We start from the raw sequence: 16,365 nt of genomic DNA, 5'->3' as shown, positions 1-16,365 counted from the left end.
TTTTGGAAGCCTCAGATCAAGGTGAGCCGCACCGCCGCCACATCCATCTCGGCGGCCACACCCAGGGGCAGCGGCCGGTTCGGCTGGCCATGCCCCGAGGGCCAGCCGGCCAGCACGGGGCAGCGCAGTCGCGGCAGATGGTCGGCCAGCACCGCGTCGGGGCTCTCAGAACCGCTGAAGCTGCCGACCAGCAGGCCGGCAATGCAGTCCAGCACGCCGGCCAGACGCAGCTGCGTGAGCATGCGGTCGACGCGGTAGGGCTCCTCGCTGATGTCCTCGATGAAGAGCAGGGCCCCGTCAACGTCGGGCAAATAGGGCGTGCCGAGCAGCGCGCAGAACATCGCCAGGTTGCCGCCGATGAGGCGCCCGCGCGCGCGGCCGCCATGACTGAGCGCATGCGGTGCCGCTTGGCCGACGACATCGCCGACGCGCCAGCCGCGCGCCAGGCCGTCGAACAGCGCGTCGGTGTCGGCCTCGGCGCCGGGCAGGCCCCAGTCGCTGGCCGGCATGGGCGCGTGCAGGGAGGGAATGCCGGCCTGGGTGCGCAGTGCATGCAGCACGGTCAGGTCGCTGTAGCCGATCAGCAGCTTGCGGGTGTGCGCGAGCAGGCCGAGGTCGAGATGGTCCAGCAGGCGGATGCAGCCCGAACCACCGCGCAGCGCCAGCACGGCATCGACTTCCGTGTCGGCGAAGGCCGTGTGGACATCGGCCAGGCGCACGGCGTCGGGGGCGGCCAGGAAGTCCAGCGGCGGTGAGCCAAAGCAGCTCGGCAGCAAGCGCGCCTGGTAGCCGCGCTCGCGCAGCCAGCCCTCGACCGGATCCAGCCGCCCGGGCTTGGGCGGCCCGGCCGGCGCGATGACGGCCACCGTCGCGCCCGGATTCAGCGGCGGAATCAGGAATTCGTTTTCAGCCATGCGTGGATGGCGGCGCCCAGGGCGGGCACTTTCCAGGTCGTCGACGCGTCGGGATGCGGCGCGTAGCGCATGCCCAGGCTGGTCGTGATCGCGATCAGGTAATGCAGTTCGCCGTCATGCACGATGCCGGCGTCGCTCGTGTAGTTCTGCGTGTTGCCGGTCTTGTGCGCAAAGCGTGCCGGGATGCCCGGCACCCAACCGGGCAGGGCACGCAGCGACTCGCTGCTGAGGTTGTGATGCAGTTTCTGCGCATCCAGCGCGCGGCGGATGACATCGCGGCTGGCGGGGCTGACCAGGGCCGGCGCGACGGGCGCGTCCGCGTCCAGCCGCCACATCAGGCGCAGCGCATCCCAGGCCGTCATCTGGATCTGGCCGACGCCCGAGCCGGCGCCATTGCCCCAGCCGCCGTCGGGCTGGGTGTTGGCGATCATCAGGCCGGGCAGGCCGGCGGCCTTGAAGAGGTCGTGCATCTCGTTGTGCACCTCGCGACCGCCCTCGCGACGAATGGCGCCGCGCTCATGCAGGTGGGCGACCAGGGCCGAGGTGGCCTCGTTGCTGCTGACGGTGATCATGTCAAACAGCCAATCGGCGATAGGACGGGTCTTGGCCGCGAAGCTCAGCGGCAGGGCCCAGTCGCTGCGGCCGGCATCGACGAGGCGGGCGACGCCGACGGCCACCATCATCTTCAGCAGCGAGGCCGGATAGGGCGCGACAAAGCGCGGCCCCTGGCCGAACCAGGCGGGGAAGTCGATGCGGGGCCAGTCCGCGCCGGGCAGCCAGGCATAGGAATCGCCCTTGGCGTCGCGCACGTCGGCGTGGAAGGCGATGTTGGCCACGGCGCCGGTGGTCGCGTCGAAGCGCGCCACCAAGCCTTGCGGATGCTCGCGCGAGAACAGCACATTGGCGCAGACCGGCGCCACGCCATCGCGCGGGAAGACGGCCACCGCCAGGTCGATGCTGGGCGGCGCGTCCAGCGGCTCGCCGCCGCGCAGGCTGTCGGCGGTCTGCTCGAAATGCTGGGCGCGCACGGCCTTCAGCAAGGCCTGAGCGAGCTCGTCAGCGTTCACAGGCTGAGCCCTTCCAACGGCAGCGGACTCGCGCGGCCCGACACCAACTCGGCGACGATATTGGCCGTTGCGAAGGAGAAGGTGAAGCCCAGTGCGCCATGGCCGACATTGAGCCACAGGCCGGGCACGCCGCTGGCGCCGAGGATGGGTGCGCCGCTGGGCGTGGCCGGGCGCAGGCCGGCCCAGGGCGTGGCGCGGTCGTAGTCGGCCGCGTTGGGGAAGGTGGCGCGCACCGAGCGCTGCAGCGAGGCCAGGCGGCCGGCGTCCAGGCTGAGGTCGTCGCCGACGAGGTCGACCATGGCCGCGATGCGCAGCTCCTGACCGATGCGGGCGTAGAGGATCTTCTTCTCGAAATCGGTCACGCTGACCTCGGGCGGACGGTGACCGGGCTGGATGGGCGCCGTCAGGCTGTAGCCCTTCAGCGGATAGAGCGGCAGCTCGATGCCCACGGTGGCCGCCAGCGCGCGGCTGTGCAGGCCGGCGGCGAGGATGACGACGTCGGCGGTGACGTCGCCCGCATCGGTCTGCACACCGAACACGGCGCCACGCGTGCTGGTCAGAAAGCCATTGACGCGCGCGCCCACCTGCCCACGAAAGCGCTCGTGCTGGCGCAAGCGTGCATGCAACTCGGTGCAGAAGGCATGGCAGTCCGCCACCGCCTCGCCGGGCGTGAAGATACCGCCGGCCAATGTGGCCTCGGTGTCTGACAGCGCCGGCTCCAGGGCCACGCAATCGTCATGCGACAAGGCCTGCTCGGCGCCGCTGCCCTGCACACGGGCGGCGACGCGCGCGAATTCCGCCGGCTTGCGGTAGACGACCAGCTTGCCCGGCGTGCGCAGTGCGATGCTGTCGCCCAGTTGCGCCTCGGCCTGCAGCCGCGCGAAGGAGGCCTGGCTGTAGGCGCCCAGGGCCAGCAATCTTTCGGTGGTGCGGCGGTTGACCGGCCCGCGGCAGTTGCGCAGGAAAGCAATCAGCCAGGCCCACTGCGCCCAATTCGCCTCGGGCTTGAAGCGCAACGGGCCATCGGGGTCGAGCAGCCAGCGCAGCGCCTTCAGCGGCACGCCGGCGTCGGCCAGCGGCGACACATAGCGATAGCTCAGCTGGCCGCCATTGGCCCGGCTGGCGCCCTGCGCCACTTCGCCGTCGCGCTCGATCAGCGTGACGCCGTGGCCACGCTCCAGCAGCGCCCAGGCGGTGGTCAAGCCCACCACACCGCCGCCGATCACCACGCAATGCTTCATCCTGCCCTTGGACCCTTGTCTTGGGCGGCAGGGTAAAGAGGGGCGCCGTCAGCGGCCAATGAAAGCGGCGGCTGCGGCCATCACCCCGCGTTATGGCGCGCGGCCCGCTCAGAGCCCCGGCGTCGGCCGGGCGCGCTGCTTGAAAAAGCCGTCCCAGGCGTCTCGGTAGGCCCGCTGGGTGTCGGGCGGCAGCGAAACGCGCAGGGTGTCACGCAGCATGGCCGCTCCCTCGGGTGTGCCCAGGGCCGCGTCGATGAGCCGGATGGCCGCCTGGCCCCAGGGCGTGCGGGGGCATGCAATGCCGCTGACGACGGGGTCGCTCGCGCCCTTGATGGGCAGGGCGGCCAGCTGGTCACCCGGGGAACGGCTGGCGGGCTGCGATTCGCCGGCGGGCCGGCTGGAGGGCTGCGATTCGCCAGCCGGCCGGCTGGAGGGCTGCGATTCACCAGCCGGCCGGCTGGAGGGCTGCGATTCACCAGCCGGCCGGCTGGCGAAGGCCACCAGGGTGTTCGGGTAGTCCAGGGTGTAGTCCCCCCGGCCCTGGATGAGCATGGGCAGCAGGTTGCTGCCGTAATCGCCGCCATACACGCTCTGCAGCTGCCGGCTCGCGGGTGCTGCGCCGAGCATGGCGTCCAGCGCCGTGCCATAGCTGCGGCCCTGGGTCACCACGCCGCGCAGCGACGCGTCGGCCAGCAGGGCCTCGAGGTCGACAGCCCCATTCGCGTCCAGCGGCAGCGCGGCACGGCGGTCCAGGCGCACGATGAGCTGGGGCGGGGGCACCAGCCAGGTGTTGGTGAAATAGGCCAGGCGCTCGCGCTCGGGCGTGCGGGCCGCACCGGCATGGCAGGCGTGCCGCTGCTCGCGAATCAGCGCCCAGCTGCGCTCGGCATTGGCCACGACGGGCTTGAAGGCCACGCCAGGCAGGCGCGCCTGCAGCCACTGCGTCAGCTCGTCGGCAGGGCGCCGCATCCGGTCGCCGTCCGGCACCGCCATGGTGTTGCTGACCACCCAGGTGATCGCATCGACCGCCGGGGGCGCCTCGGCAGCCACGCTCGCGCCGGCCACGAAGGCGAGCGCGAGGCCGGCCGCCCAGGTGGGCACGCGGCTCAAATCAGCCCGCCAGCACGGCGGCCATGGCCTCGGCCGTGGCCTCGACGTTGCGGGTGTTCAGGCCGGCCACGCACATGCGGCCGGAGCGCAGGATGTAGACGCCGAACTCGGTCTTGAGGCGCTCGGCCTGGTCGGCGGTGAGGCCGGTGTAGCTGAACATGCCGCGCTGGGTCAGGAAATAGCTGAAGTCGCGGCCGGGCAGCTTGGCGGCGAGCACGTCGTGCAGCTGGCGGCGCATGGACTGGATGCGCTCGCGCATCTCCTTGACCTCGGCCTCCCACATGGCGCGCAGCTTGGCATCGGTCAGCACCTTGGCGACGATCTGCCCGCCATGCATGGGCGGGTTGGAGTAGTTGCGGCGGATCATGAACTTCATCTGGCCGAGCACGCGCGCGGCCTGGTCGGCATCCGGGCAGACGACGCTCAGGCCACCACAGCGCTCGCCGTACAGGCTCATGCTCTTGGAGAAGCTGTTGGCGATCAGGAAGGACAGGCCTTCGTCGGCCAGCAGGCGCGGCGCGAAGGCGTCTTCATCAATGCCATCGCCATAGCCCTGGTAGGCCAGATCGAGGAAGGGCAGCAGGCCGCGCTCACGGATGACGGGCACCAGGGCGCGCCACTGCTCCTGCGTCAGGTCCACGCCCGTCGGGTTGTGGCAGCAGGCGTGCATGACGACGATGCTGCGCGTCGGCAGGGCCTTGAAGAAGGCCAGCATGTCGTCGAAGCGCAGGCCGCCGGTGGCCGGGTCGTAGTAGGGATAGGTCTCGCAGCTATGACCGGAACCTTCGAACACGGCGCGGTGGTTGTCCCAGGTCGGGTCGGACAGATAGATCTTGCTGTCGGGGAAGTAGCGCTTCAGCAGGTCGGCGCCGACCTTGAGGCCACCGCTGGAACCCACGCCCTGGATGGTGGCGATGCGGCCGGCGGCAATCGCCGGGTGATCGGCGCCGAACAGCAGCACCTGCACGGCGCTGCGGAAATTGGCAGCGCCCTCCATCGGCAGATAGGGCCGTGCACCGGCCGCCTCGACGACGGCCAGCTCGGCAGCGCGCACCGAAGGCAGCATGGGGATGCGGCCGTCGTTGTCGAAATAGATGCCGATGGACAGGTTGATCTTGCCGGCGCGGGGATCCTTCTGGAAGGCCTCGTTGAGGCTCAGGATGGGATCGCCTGCATAGGCGTCGACGTGCTCGAACATGGGGCGGACTCCGTTGGGGAGTCGCGATTATCCGGGTCGCCGCCGGCCTGTCAGCGCGCCTTGCGCAACTCCATCAGGTGCTCGGAATCATTGATCCAGACGGCCCGTGCGGCGCCGCTGGCGCTCTTGGGCAGGTCCTTGTCGAGGGCGGGGGCCTTGGCGGGCAGCTTGCTCGCGTCTTCCCAGATCCAGGCATTGCAGACCTGCTTGCCCTTGCAGGCGGCCACACCAGCGGCCTTCAGCGCGTCCTGGCTGGTGTTGGCACTGCACAGCACCACGGCGACCTGCTCGCTGCGGTCCTTGGTGCTGCAGTCGGCATTGGCGGAGACCGCGGTCAGGCCCAGCAGGGCCAGGCCCAGGGCACGCGAGAAGGAGATACGCATGGGGAAGCTTTCGGGTTCGCAAACAAAAAGACCGGCCAGAGGCCGGTCTCGATCATCCGCCGAAATGACGGAAGGACAGTTATCAGGCCTTGCGGCTGCGGCGAGCCACGACGACCAGGCCCAGGGCCAGGCCGACCAGGGCGACGGAGCCCGGTTCCGGCACGCGGTTCACGATGGCTTGCACCTTGGCGTTGATGGCGACCGGGAAGTCAGCGAAGTTGTTGATCTCGAGAACCCACGGGTTGGCAGAAGTCATCGGGTCGGTGGGGATGCTGCCGTCCGGCAGGACGACGCCACAGCCGGCGTTGACAGCGCAGAGGGGCGAAAACACCATCTCGGCGATCGAGGGAGCCGCACCCGCTGCGCCGACGGCCTCAGCCGTGAGGGCGTCGATACCGCCGAGGCGAGCCGCAGCGGCGGCGGCGATGGCGTCGGGCTGGCTGTTGGGCACGCCGTCCGTCGCCAGGTTGATGATGCTGCGCAGGCCGGCGTTGTAGTTGCCAGAGGCGAGCATCGCGCCCGAGATGCTGCGGATGCCATCGGCCGTGTTGGTGCCGCCACCGGCATAGGAGAAGCCGTTCAGGGCGGCGGTGATGGTGGCGATGTCAGCAGCGCTCGAGACGACCAGAGGAGCGACGAGCACCGCGGCACTGCTCGAGAACGTGTAGATCGTCACCTCGATGCTGCCGTCCTGCGGCAGGGCGCCCAGCGCCGAAATGTATCCATTTCGCATCAGGTTGAAGTTGGCGATGCCGATGCTGCCGGAGGCGTCGATCAGGAAGCCGAGCTGGGTGGTGGGGGCCGCCGAAGCGGAGAAGGTGGCGGTGGCCAGGGCCAGGGAGGCCAGGGCGCCGCGCATGAAGCGGGAAATGATGGACATGGGCTGCTCGTTGAGGTTGATGAAGAGAGTTCTTGGCGATGCCGTCTTGCCGGATTTGCGGGGATCCCCCCTGACGTTCTTGGAGCCGCCCATGACGAGCCCCGCAAACCCGGACACCTGGGTTTAGCAGGCACCGTGCCAGCAAAAAAACCCCTTTCATTTCAAAGACTTACCACCAACTCATCAACCCGTCTTTACAAACTGCAAAGTATCCCGACATCCCTAACTTGTAAGTCACACCCCTAGGCCTAGGACCCCGGATCGGCGCCATCCCAGGCCACCCAGCGGCCGTGCGGATGCGACCAGCCCAGGGCTTTTGCGCAGGGCCGGCCGGCCGTGGCCCAGCGCAGCATCCAAAGCGTGGCCGATGAGGCCACTTCCCCGACAGGCAGTTCGGGCAGGGGCGGCGCGGCGGCGTCAGGTGCGGCCAAGGCGGGCAGCTCACCGCAGACCCACGCCAGGCCGTGACTGAGGGCGAGGCGGTCCACCGCCGCTCTCAGCCGGGCCAGTTCGGTGGCGGACAGGTAATACAGCACCCAACTCGTCAGCAGCACCGGCTGCACGCCTGCGGGCAGGCCGGCCAGCCAGGGCTCGATGGCGGCGATGCAGTCACCGGCCTGGACCAGGTTGACCGGCAAGGCCTTGACCTGGGCCGCGGCCCGCGCAAGGCGTTGGCGGCGCGTGTCGTCGTGCGGCCACAGGCAAGCCTGCAGCCAGCGCAACTGCCGGGGGTCACCGGGGTCGACAGGGGCGGGATCCAGGCCATGCCGCAGCGCCAGGCGCCAATCGGCCGCCGCCGGTAGCGGCGCGGCACCCAGCCAGCGGGATTCGATCTCGGCACGCCGGCCGTCGCGCGCCGGGCCGCGGTCGTGGAGGACACCCTGGTCATCGCGGTAACGCAAGGCGTACTGGTCGACCCCGAGGTTGAGGCCGGCGCTACAGCCGAAGTCCAGCAGCGCGAGATGGCGCGAGCCGGTCGCGCGCGCCGCCTCACCCAGGGCCGGCCAGATGGCGGCACCGCGGGCAATCTCGTTGGTCTGCGTGGCGCCCTCGCGCAGATGGCGCAGCAGCGTCGGCCATTCGCGCTCCAGGCAGGCCGCCAGCGCAGCGGCCAGGCCGGCATCGGGCTCCCGGCTGCCGCCCGCGCTGCGGTAATACGCCGCCAGTTCGGGCGCGGCGCCGGCCAGCACGCGCTCATGCAGGGCGGCCAGCAGCAGATTGGCCTTGCGCTGCTCGGCGGGCGCCTCGGCCAGCAGGGCCAGGGCCTTGTCGTCCTGCGCGGCAATGCGGCACAGCGCGACGTAGAGGGGTTCCTGACTGCATTCCCCAAGGCCGAAGCGGCTCAGCAGCGTCGATAGGGCTTGTCTGTCCATGCGCCCAGCATAGGCAGGGCAGCCGACGGCTTGTGTCGGCCAGCCGACAATGCGGCATGTCCCATGATCCCGCGCTGCAACGCGTCTTCGAGGTCCATTTCCCCGGCATCGCGCTGCCGGACGACATCGCCGCCGGCATTGCCAGGCGGCGCCTGGCCGGCGGGAGAAGCCTGTTCGTGCAGGGCCAGCGGACGACGGCCTTCTACGCCGTGGCGGCCGGCGAGATCGAGACCCGCTTCACGGCGGCCGACGGCACGGTCTCCGTCATCGAGAACGTCGGCCCGCCGCGCCTGTTCGGCCTGGCCGCCTTTGCTGCCGGCCGGCCGTCGGAATACGAGGCGGTCGCGCGCGGGGCGAGCGAGGTGCTGGTGTTCGGCCGTGAGGCCTACACACGCCTGATGGACGAGGTGCCGGGTTTCGCGCGTGCGCTGCTGGCCGAATTCGCCTGCCGCTACGACGGCACGCTGCGCCTGCTGCAGGCGGCGCGCCACCAGAGCGCGGCGGAACGCTTTGCGTTGGCCCTGGCCCAACTGGCCCGCGAGCGCGGCCGCACGGCGGACGACGGCTGGGTCGAGGTGCAGGCGACGCAGGCCGAACTGGCCCGGCTGGCCCATCTGTCACGCCAGACGGCCAACGAACTGCTGGGCGAGGCAGAAGCCGCCGGCCAGGTCAGGCGGGGCCGCAACCGCTGGCTGTGGCGGGCGCCCCTGCCGCGCCAATGAGGCTCAGGGCGCCTCAGGAAGCGGCCAGCGCCGCCTCGATGTCGCCGCGCAGCTTCTCCGGCGGCTCGTTGGGCGCAAAGCGCTTGATGACCTGGCCATCGCGGCCGATCAGGAACTTGGTGAAGTTCCACTTGATCGCCTCGGTGCCCAGGAAGCCGGGCTTCTCGCTCTTCAGGAACTTCCACAGCGGATGGGCCTCGCCGCCGTTGACCTTGATCTTGGCCATCATCGGGAAGCTGACGCCGTAGTTCAGCTCGCAGAAGCTGGCAATCTCGTCGTTGCTGCCGGGATCCTGGCCGCGGAACTCGTTGCTCGGGAAGCCGATGACGACCAGGCCCTGCGGGCCGTAATCCTCCCAGAGCTGCTCCAGGCCCTTGAACTGCGGCGTGAAGCCGCATTCGCTGGCCGTATTGACGATGAGCAGCACCTTGCCGCGCTGCGAGGCCAGGTCGGCGGGCTCCCCGCGGATGGAAACGGCCTGGAAGTCAAAGACGCTCTCGCCGCGATCACTCATGGGGGCTTCCTCCCTAGAAAGGCTGCCCATGCTAACCCTGGGCTGGCCCGAGGGTTTGTAGCATGGCGCCGTCCGCGCGGCAGGCCTTCCAATCGCGCGAACTTGCGCAGCCCGCCCCACGGGACAGGCCCCAGTCAGCAACTTCGGACACCGCCCCATACATGGATCACCTGGCTTGCTACACCCCGGCCGACCTGGCCGGACGCACACCGCCTGACTTCAGCACCTTCCGCTGGAAGCTGCTGGCCCAAGGGGACTCGTGGTTCTCGAACGCGCGCGCCAAACTCAACGCCCACGCCAACCTGCTGCAGGAGCTGGTTTTCAAGGCCAACACGGCCGCCGTCAACTGCGCCGGCACCGGCAACTCGCTGTCGCACATGGTGGACCTGCAGTCCAATCCCGACTTCGTGCGCCTGCTCAACGGGCCCGACGCGCCGACCTGGGACGGCATCCTGCTGTCCGCCGGTGGCAATGACCTGATTGCCGCCGCGCGCACGCCGGCACACAACGGCAATGGCGAGCCCATCCCGCTGGAGCTGCGCCTGCTGCGCCGCCAGACCGAATGGGGCCCGCCGTCGGCCGGCGTCGCGCGCTATTTCTCCGAGCCCGGCTGGGCCACCTACGCCGAATACCTGCGCGCCAACGTCAAGCATCTGCTGAGCCTGCGCAACCAGGGCCCGTCTGCGGCCAAGCCCGTCTTCATGCACTGCTATGCCGTGCCGATGCCGCGCCCGGCCGGCGCCGAGGGCGGCGACGACCTGGGCGCCAGCGGCCCCTGGCTGTTCCCGGCGCTGAAGGCCTATGGCGTGCCCAGCGCCGACTGGGCGGCCGTCAGCCGCCTGATGGTCTTCCACCTGGCCCAGCTGCTGAAGAGCATGGCCGCCGACAAGGAGACCTTCCCCGGCCTCTTCGTCTTCGACTCGACCGCCGTGCCCCTGGCCCTGGCCGCGCCCGGCTCCACCGGCATCAGCGGCGACTGGCACAACGAGATCCATCTCAACCACAGCGGCTGCTTCAAGATCGCCCGCGCCTGGAGCGAGCACATCGAGATGGTGCTGGAAGGCAAGCACCTGATCCCCGTCACCACCGGCCGCAAGGGCCGCGGCTCGAGCAGCAGCTCCTGAATTTGAGCATTTGACAGGCCTCGCAAAGCGAGGCCGCCCCTCCAGCGGCCGCCGTGGAACTGGCTCTGCCAGGCCACTGGCGGCGCCCCCTCGAAGGGGGCCGGCGAAGCCGGTAGGGGGTGAGCTCTACCTGTCCTGCGGCAGGTGATCGGTGCGGGCCAGGTCGAGCAGGTGCTCGACCTCTTCCTTGTGCTCGACCAGATTGCGCTGGTGCCAGCGCCGGATCCACCACATCGTGCCCGCGACGGCGACGCCGAAGATGGTGATCGCGCCGAAGGCCGACAGGCCGAAGCGCGTCATCGCCGTGTAGAAGGCGCCCAGACCCAGGATGCAGGCCTGCTCGTTGAAGTTCTGCACCGCGATGCTGCGCCCGGCCCCCATCAGGTTGTGGCCGCGGTGCTGCAGCAGCGCATTCATCGGCACGACCATATAGCCGCCGATGCCGCCCAGGATGATCAGGAAGGGCGCGGCAATCCACACATTGCTGATGAAGACCATCAGGATGAAGAGCAGCCCCATCGCAATGCCCAGCGGGATGACGGCCATCGCGCGATCGAGACGGCAATACAGGGACGCGACGACCGCGCCCACGGCCGTGCCTATGGCCACGACGCCGACGAGGGACGACGCCTGCGTCGTGCCATAGCCCAGCGCCACCGCGGCCCAGGCCAGCACGATGTAGCGCAGATTGCCCGTCACGCCCCAGAACAGCGTCGTCGTCGCCAGCGAGATCTGGCCAAGCTTGTCCTGCCACAGCCGGCTGTTGCAGGAGGAAAAGTCGCGCACCAGGCCCAGGAAGCTGTGCGCGAAGGGCTGTAGCGGCGCCGACGTGCGCGGGATGCGCAGATTGAACAACGCCGCCACCACATACAGGCCGACGAGGCTGGCGATGGCCGCCTCGGGCGCGCTGTCGATGCCGGTGTCGACCATGGGCATGTCGATCAGCAGCAGCAGGTGGGAGACCCGGTCGCCGATCAACTGCCCCCCGAGCAGCACGCCCAGGATGATGGAGGTGATGGTCAGCCCCTCGATCCAGCCGTTGGCCTTGACGAGTTGGGACGGCGGCAGCATCTCGGTCAGGATGCCGTACTTGGCCGGCGAGTAGGCCGCCGCGCCGAGACCGACGATGGCGTAGGCCGCCAGCGGGTGGGCGCCGAACAGCATCATCAGGCAGCCGACCACCTTGATGCTGTTCGAAAAGAACATCACCTTGCCCTTGGGTACCGCGTCGGCAAAGGCACCGACGAAGGGTGCCAGCACGACGTAGAAGAGGGCAAACATCGGCACCAACGCGGCGCGTTGCCACTCGGCGGCGCCGGAGGAACGCAGCAGCTCGACGGCTGCGACGAAGAGCGCGTTATCAGCCAGCGAGCTGAAGAACTGCGCCGACATGATGGTGTAGAAGCCACGTTTCATCGGGCGGGGCGCAATCCTGAACTGTCTCTGCTTATAGGCCGATAAACGGGTGCGGCGCGGGTTTATAGCACGCCCCTAGTTCGGCGGTAGCGCCCCAAGCCCGAGCGCAAAATCCGGCCATGCCACGCCCGATTGAAGCCCTGATCCATACCGAAGCGCTCGCTCACAACCTGGGCCGCGCACGCGCGCAAGCCCCCAACGCCCGAGTCTGGGCCGTGGTGAAGGCGAATGCCTATGGTCATGGCATCGAGCGCGCCTATCCAGGCCTGCGTGCCGCCGACGGCTTCGCGCTGCTGGACCTGGCCGAGGCCGAGCGGCTGCGCGCGCTGGACTGGCGCGGCCCCATCCTGTTGCTGGAGGGTGTGTTCGAGCCGCGCGACCTGGAGCTTTGCTCACGCCTCAAGCTCTGGCACAGCGTGCACTGCGAAGAGCAGATCGACTGGCTGGCCATGCACAAGACGCACGAGCCCCACCGCGTCTTCCTGAAGCTGAACTCCGGCATGAACCGCCTCGGCTTCACGCCCGCCGCCTTCCGCGCCGCCTATGCGCGGCTGGAGGCCCTGCCGCAAGTCGACGAGATCGGCCTGATGACGCACTTCTCCGACGCCGACGCGATGCGTCAGGGCGTCGACGGCATCGCCCACCAGCTGGCCGCCTTCGAGGCCGCGGCCGACGGCCTGGCGGGCGAACGCACGATCGCCAACAGCGCTGCCACGCTGCGCCACCCGGGCCGCACAGCGGCCGACTGGGTGCGCGCCGGCATCATGAGCTACGGCGGCGTGCCCGACTTCCCGGAACACGACGCCGCCCATTGGGATCTGCGCCCGGCGATGACGCTGCGTTCCAAGGTCATAGCCGTGCAGCAGATGCAGCCCGGCGACACCGTGGGCTACGGCAGCGCCTACACGGCCGAGAAGGCCACCCGCGTGGGCATCGTCGCCTGCGGCTATGCCGACGGCTACCCGCGCCACGCGCCCACGGGCGCGCCGGTGCTGGTGGACGGCAAGCGCACCCGCACGCTGGGCCGGGTGTCCATGGACATGCTGGCGGTGGACCTGTCCGACTTGCCAGCCAGCGGCTTTGGCAGCGAAGTGACGCTGTGGGGCGAGGGCCCGCGCGGCTCGCGCCTGCCCATCGACGAGGTCGCGCAGGCCGCAGGCACCATCGGCTATGAGCTGATGTGCGCCATCGCGCCACGCGTGCCGGTGCACAGTGCCTGAGCTCCACTGGACCCCGCGGCCGGACGAACTCGAGTTCGACGCCATCCGCGCCAGCGGCCCCGGTGGCCAGAACGTCAACAAGGTTTCCAACGCCGTCCACCTGCGCTTCGACATCCGCGCCTCCAGCCTGCCCGAGGCCGTGAAGGCGCGGCTGCTGAACTGGGCCGACCAGCGCATCACGTCGGAAGGCGTCGTCGTCATCAAGGCCCAGGACTCGCGCAGCCTGGAGCGCAACCGCGCGGACGCCGTCGCACGCCTCATCGAGCTGGTGCAGGCCGCCGCCCACGTGCCCAAGGCGCGCCGCGCAACCAAGCCGACCTATGGCTCCAAGCAGCGCCGGCTGGAGGGCAAGGCCAAGCGCAGCGGCATCAAGGCCGGGCGGGGTCGCGTGCTGGACTGAGAAGCCTCAGCCCAGGCAGGCGGTCGCCGCCGGCAGCGGCAGGCTCAGGCCGGGTGTCTCCAGCGCGTAGTGCAGGCTGAGCAGCTGCCAGCCCTGCGGGCCCAGTTGCCACTGCATGCTGTTCACGCCGGTATAGGCCGCCTCCCTCTGGGCCGGGTCGTGCCGGGTCTGCACCACGCTGTAGACCTCGGCATGGCCGCCGAAGCGCCGTTGTTGCCGCTCGATCTCGCACTCGTGCAGGCCGCGCTCGGCCGGCTTGGCGAGGTCGGCCAGGAACTGCGGGGTGGACGAAGCGTGCACCTGCAGGCTGCTGGCCCGCAGCTGCTGGCCGAACACGCGCGCCTCGGGGTGCAGAAGCCCCTCCAGGGCCTGGACGTCCGAGGCCTGGCCGAGTGCATGCGCCATGGCACGCCACAGCGCGCTCACCGCGCGGTCCAGCGCCGCCTGGCTGTGCGCGGTGGCCGCCGCACCCAGTTGCGCCAGCAGCTGGGGCCAGGAGACCCGGTAGACATGCGAAAGCCCATCGGCGTCGCCGCGCGTGGATGCGAAGTACAGCCACTGGCCGTCGGCACTGAGGGAGGGCGTGAATTCGCGCCCGGGCCCGTTGATCGGTGGCGGCAGGCGAACCGCCGGGCCGAAGGCGTCGCCCACGCGTTCGGCGAGATAGAGATCGGCCCCGCCGCCTTCAGCCCCGGCGCGGTCGCTCCACCACAGTGCGTAGCGGCCGTCCGGGCTGAGCGTGAAGTCGCTGTTCCGGGCACTGTCGTTGATGGGGGACGGCAGGGGCTGGAGCGCGCTGCCCGCGGCGCCCACTCGATAGACGGACAGCTTGCCCTGACCACCGGGCCGGCTCGCCGCGAAGTAGAGGGTCTCGCCATGGCGCTCCGGACCCAGCTCCTGGCCGGCGCTCTGCCAGGCCTCGGGCAGGCGCCGCGGGTCGCTCCAGCGGTCGTCCTGCCACTGCGATTCGTAGAGGTCCAGATCGGGGCGCGTCCGGCCGTCGGGCCCGGGCCGATCGGAGACGAAGGTCAGCACCCGACCCTGAGCGCTCAGATGCGGGTCGGAGTCACGCCAGCGCGGGTCGCTGAAAGGCAGCGGCTGCCCGCGCTGCCACTGCCCTGCCACCCGGCGCTGCAGGAAGATCTGCGCCCGCTCGAAGCGCCGGGCGGAGCGTGCAAACACGCGCAGATCACCCTGCTCCTGCAGGTTGTAGGCCTGCTGATCCGGACCCTCCCCCAGATCCACCCGCTCCACGGTCAGCTCGGCCGCGCCCGCTGCGCCTGCAAGAGGCAGACGGAGCAGCAACGCCGCCAACACCCATGTCGCCAATCGCATCGCCATCCTCCTTGCGGAGGCATGCTAGGCAGCCACCACCCCGCTCGCCAGGGCCATGCGACGGACTCGCCCCACTTCGGCACGAAATGAGGCGAGAGGGCGCTAAGCCTCACGCGCGCGCCGGCTGAACAGCAGCGGCAGCGCCAGCAGATAGAGCACCGCCGCGATGATCCACACGCAACCCGGCCAGGAGGCCTGCGTCGCGGCGAAGCCGGCCGTGACGACCAGCGGCCCGCCAATGCCGATCAGGCTGGTCAGGCTGGCCAGCGTGCCCTGCAACTCGCCCTGGTGCTGCTCGTCCACCTGGCGCGCCAGCATGGCCTGCAGGGCCGGCAGGGCCAGCCCGCCGATGGCGAACAGCGGCAGCAGCGCAAACGGCATCCAGCCCGCCACGGCCACGCCCATGCCGACGAAACCCAGGCCATCCGCCGCCATGCCGGCCAGCAACGCGCGCTTCTCGCCGAGTTTGGCCACCATGGGCCCGGTGACAAAGGCCTGTGAGATCGCATGCAGGCCGCCATAGCAGGCCAGCGACAGGCCGGCCACCCAGGCGGTCCAGCCATAGCGGTCCTGGCCATACAGGATCCACAGCGCCGCCGGCACCTGCGACACCAGTGCCACGACGGCGAACACCCCCACCAGCGGCAGCAGGGGCCGTTTGCCCTCCAGGCGGTGCAGTGCCGAGAAGGCATTGAACTTGGCAGCGTCCAGCCGTGTCGTGCGGTTCTGGTTGGATTCGGGCAGCGCAAACCAGGCCATAGCCAGGTTCAGCGCATTCATGACGGCCGCGGCGACGAAGGGCGCGCGCAGCGACCACTCGCCCAGGCCCCCGCCAATCAGCGGCCCGACGACAAAGCCCAGGCCCATCGCGGCGCCCATCTGGCCATAGCGCTTGGCGCGATCGGCCTCGGGCGTCACATCGGTGATGTAGGCCGTGCCGACCGCCATGCTGGCGCCGGTGATGCCCGACAGCACGCGCCCGACATAGAGCCAGGCCAGGTTGGGCGCCAGCGCCATCAGCACATAGTCGGCGGCGGCGCCGGCCAGCGAGGCCAGCAGCACGGGCCGGCGGCCAAAGCGGTCGCTCAGCGCCCCCAGCACGGGCGAAAACAGGAACTGCATGGCCGCGTACACCGCCAGCAGCGCGCCGTAATGGTGGGTGGTGGCGTCGGCGCCGGCCAGCTCGCGCAGCAGGCCGGGCAGGATGGGGAACACCAGGCTCATGCCCACGGCGTCCAGCAGCAGCGTCATCAGGATGACGGTCAAGGCTCGATTCACAACAGTCTCTCTATCGTTGATAGGGATTATTCTGCCCGAAGCTCTCTATCATTGCTAGAGACATGAATGCCCGCCCTGCCGAGCCTGGATCCGGTGGTTGGGCGCGCCCGAGGGGCTGGCGAAGCGGCTCGCTGGCAAGGCGCGACGACGAAGTGGGCTCGCGCCCACGAGGAGGAGCAACGCCGCCAGC

Annotated in this window: 16 protein-coding genes; 4 read left to right on the top strand and 12 right to left on the bottom strand. The window is 69.9% G+C overall.

The features are described from left to right. Positions 1–11 precede the first annotated feature (11 nt). From AC1D2H_RS04865 to AC1D2H_RS04830, 8 genes are all read right to left on the bottom strand, one after another. Positions 12–914, bottom strand: a complete 903-nt coding sequence (locus tag AC1D2H_RS04865) for a S66 peptidase family protein (protein WP_478010095.1) — start codon at positions 912–914, stop codon at positions 12–14. Further along, positions 893–1,981, bottom strand: a complete 1,089-nt coding sequence (locus AC1D2H_RS04860; protein WP_478010094.1) for a serine hydrolase — start codon at positions 1,979–1,981, stop codon at positions 893–895. The genes AC1D2H_RS04865 and AC1D2H_RS04860 overlap by 22 nt, the downstream gene beginning before the upstream one ends. Further along, entirely contained in the window at positions 1,978–3,222 is a 1,245-nt protein-coding gene (locus AC1D2H_RS04855; RefSeq protein ID WP_477927680.1) for a D-amino acid dehydrogenase, read from the bottom strand. The genes AC1D2H_RS04860 and AC1D2H_RS04855 overlap by 4 nt, the downstream gene beginning before the upstream one ends. A 108-nt stretch (positions 3,223–3,330) precedes the next feature. Further along, positions 3,331–4,332, bottom strand: a complete 1,002-nt coding sequence (locus tag AC1D2H_RS04850) for a hypothetical protein (protein ID WP_478010093.1) — start codon at positions 4,330–4,332, stop codon at positions 3,331–3,333. Position 4,333: 1 nt separating this feature from the next. Then, positions 4,334–5,530 (bottom strand): amino acid aminotransferase, encoded by a 1,197-nt coding sequence (locus AC1D2H_RS04845; RefSeq protein ID WP_478010092.1) that lies wholly within the window; start codon positions 5,528–5,530, stop codon positions 4,334–4,336. A gap of 50 nt (positions 5,531–5,580) precedes the next feature. Further along, positions 5,581–5,913 carry a hypothetical protein gene (locus AC1D2H_RS04840; protein WP_478010091.1) on the bottom strand — a complete coding sequence of 111 codons (333 nt, stop codon included), beginning with the start codon at positions 5,911–5,913 and terminating at the stop codon, positions 5,581–5,583. A gap of 82 nt (positions 5,914–5,995) precedes the next feature. After that, the gene (locus tag AC1D2H_RS04835) at positions 5,996–6,793 is read right to left on the bottom strand and encodes a vWA domain-containing protein (protein WP_477927672.1); all 798 of its coding nucleotides are present in this window, start codon (positions 6,791–6,793) and stop codon (positions 5,996–5,998) included. 248 nt (positions 6,794–7,041) lie between these two features. After that, on the bottom strand, positions 7,042–8,166 hold the full coding sequence (locus AC1D2H_RS04830) for a DUF2332 family protein (protein WP_478010090.1): 1,125 nt from the start codon (positions 8,164–8,166) through the stop codon (positions 7,042–7,044). A 56-nt stretch (positions 8,167–8,222) separates the two neighbouring features. Between AC1D2H_RS04830 and AC1D2H_RS04825 the strand changes: the two genes are divergently transcribed. After that, positions 8,223–8,888 (top strand): Crp/Fnr family transcriptional regulator, encoded by a 666-nt coding sequence (locus AC1D2H_RS04825; protein WP_478010089.1) that lies wholly within the window; start codon positions 8,223–8,225, stop codon positions 8,886–8,888. A gap of 13 nt (positions 8,889–8,901) precedes the next feature. Here the strand turns inward: AC1D2H_RS04825 and AC1D2H_RS04820 are convergent, their stop codons facing one another. Then, positions 8,902–9,402: a glutathione peroxidase gene (locus tag AC1D2H_RS04820; RefSeq protein WP_477927666.1), complete on the bottom strand. Its 501-nt coding sequence runs from the start codon at positions 9,400–9,402 to the stop codon at positions 8,902–8,904. Positions 9,403–9,563: 161 nt separating this feature from the next. Here AC1D2H_RS04820 and AC1D2H_RS04815 point away from each other — a divergent pair, with 161 nt between their 5' ends. Further along, positions 9,564–10,526: a hypothetical protein gene (locus AC1D2H_RS04815; protein WP_478010088.1), complete on the top strand. Its 963-nt coding sequence runs from the start codon at positions 9,564–9,566 to the stop codon at positions 10,524–10,526. A 126-nt stretch (positions 10,527–10,652) separates the two neighbouring features. Here AC1D2H_RS04815 and lplT read toward each other — a convergent pair whose 3' ends face one another. Beyond that, positions 10,653–11,942: a lysophospholipid transporter LplT gene (lplT, locus tag AC1D2H_RS04810; protein WP_477927662.1), complete on the bottom strand. Its 1,290-nt coding sequence runs from the start codon at positions 11,940–11,942 to the stop codon at positions 10,653–10,655. Positions 11,943–12,061: 119 nt separating this feature from the next. Here lplT and alr point away from each other — a divergent pair, with 119 nt between their 5' ends. Then, positions 12,062–13,162, top strand: coding sequence for an alanine racemase (alr, locus tag AC1D2H_RS04805; protein ID WP_478010087.1), 1,101 nt, complete (start codon positions 12,062–12,064; stop codon positions 13,160–13,162). After that, positions 13,155–13,562 (top strand): alternative ribosome rescue aminoacyl-tRNA hydrolase ArfB, encoded by a 408-nt coding sequence (gene arfB / locus AC1D2H_RS04800; protein WP_477927658.1) that lies wholly within the window; start codon positions 13,155–13,157, stop codon positions 13,560–13,562. The genes alr and arfB overlap by 8 nt, the downstream gene beginning before the upstream one ends. Positions 13,563–13,568: 6 nt before the next feature. On the opposite strand, the gene AC1D2H_RS04795 is transcribed toward arfB, so the two are convergent. Together AC1D2H_RS04795 and tet are read right to left on the bottom strand one after the other, a co-directional pair. Further along, positions 13,569–14,897: a hypothetical protein gene (locus AC1D2H_RS04795; RefSeq protein ID WP_478010086.1), complete on the bottom strand. Its 1,329-nt coding sequence runs from the start codon at positions 14,895–14,897 to the stop codon at positions 13,569–13,571. A 102-nt stretch (positions 14,898–14,999) separates the two neighbouring features. Next, complete coding sequence (tet, locus tag AC1D2H_RS04790; protein WP_477927655.1) at positions 15,000–16,175, bottom strand: Tet(A)/Tet(B)/Tet(C) family tetracycline efflux MFS transporter; 1,176 nt, start codon at positions 16,173–16,175, stop codon at positions 15,000–15,002. Positions 16,176–16,365 lie beyond the last annotated feature (190 nt).

The sequence above is a fragment of the Roseateles sp. P1_C1_2 genome, from assembly GCF_056406535.1.
This window is presented reverse-complemented; position numbering and strand designations above follow the sequence as displayed.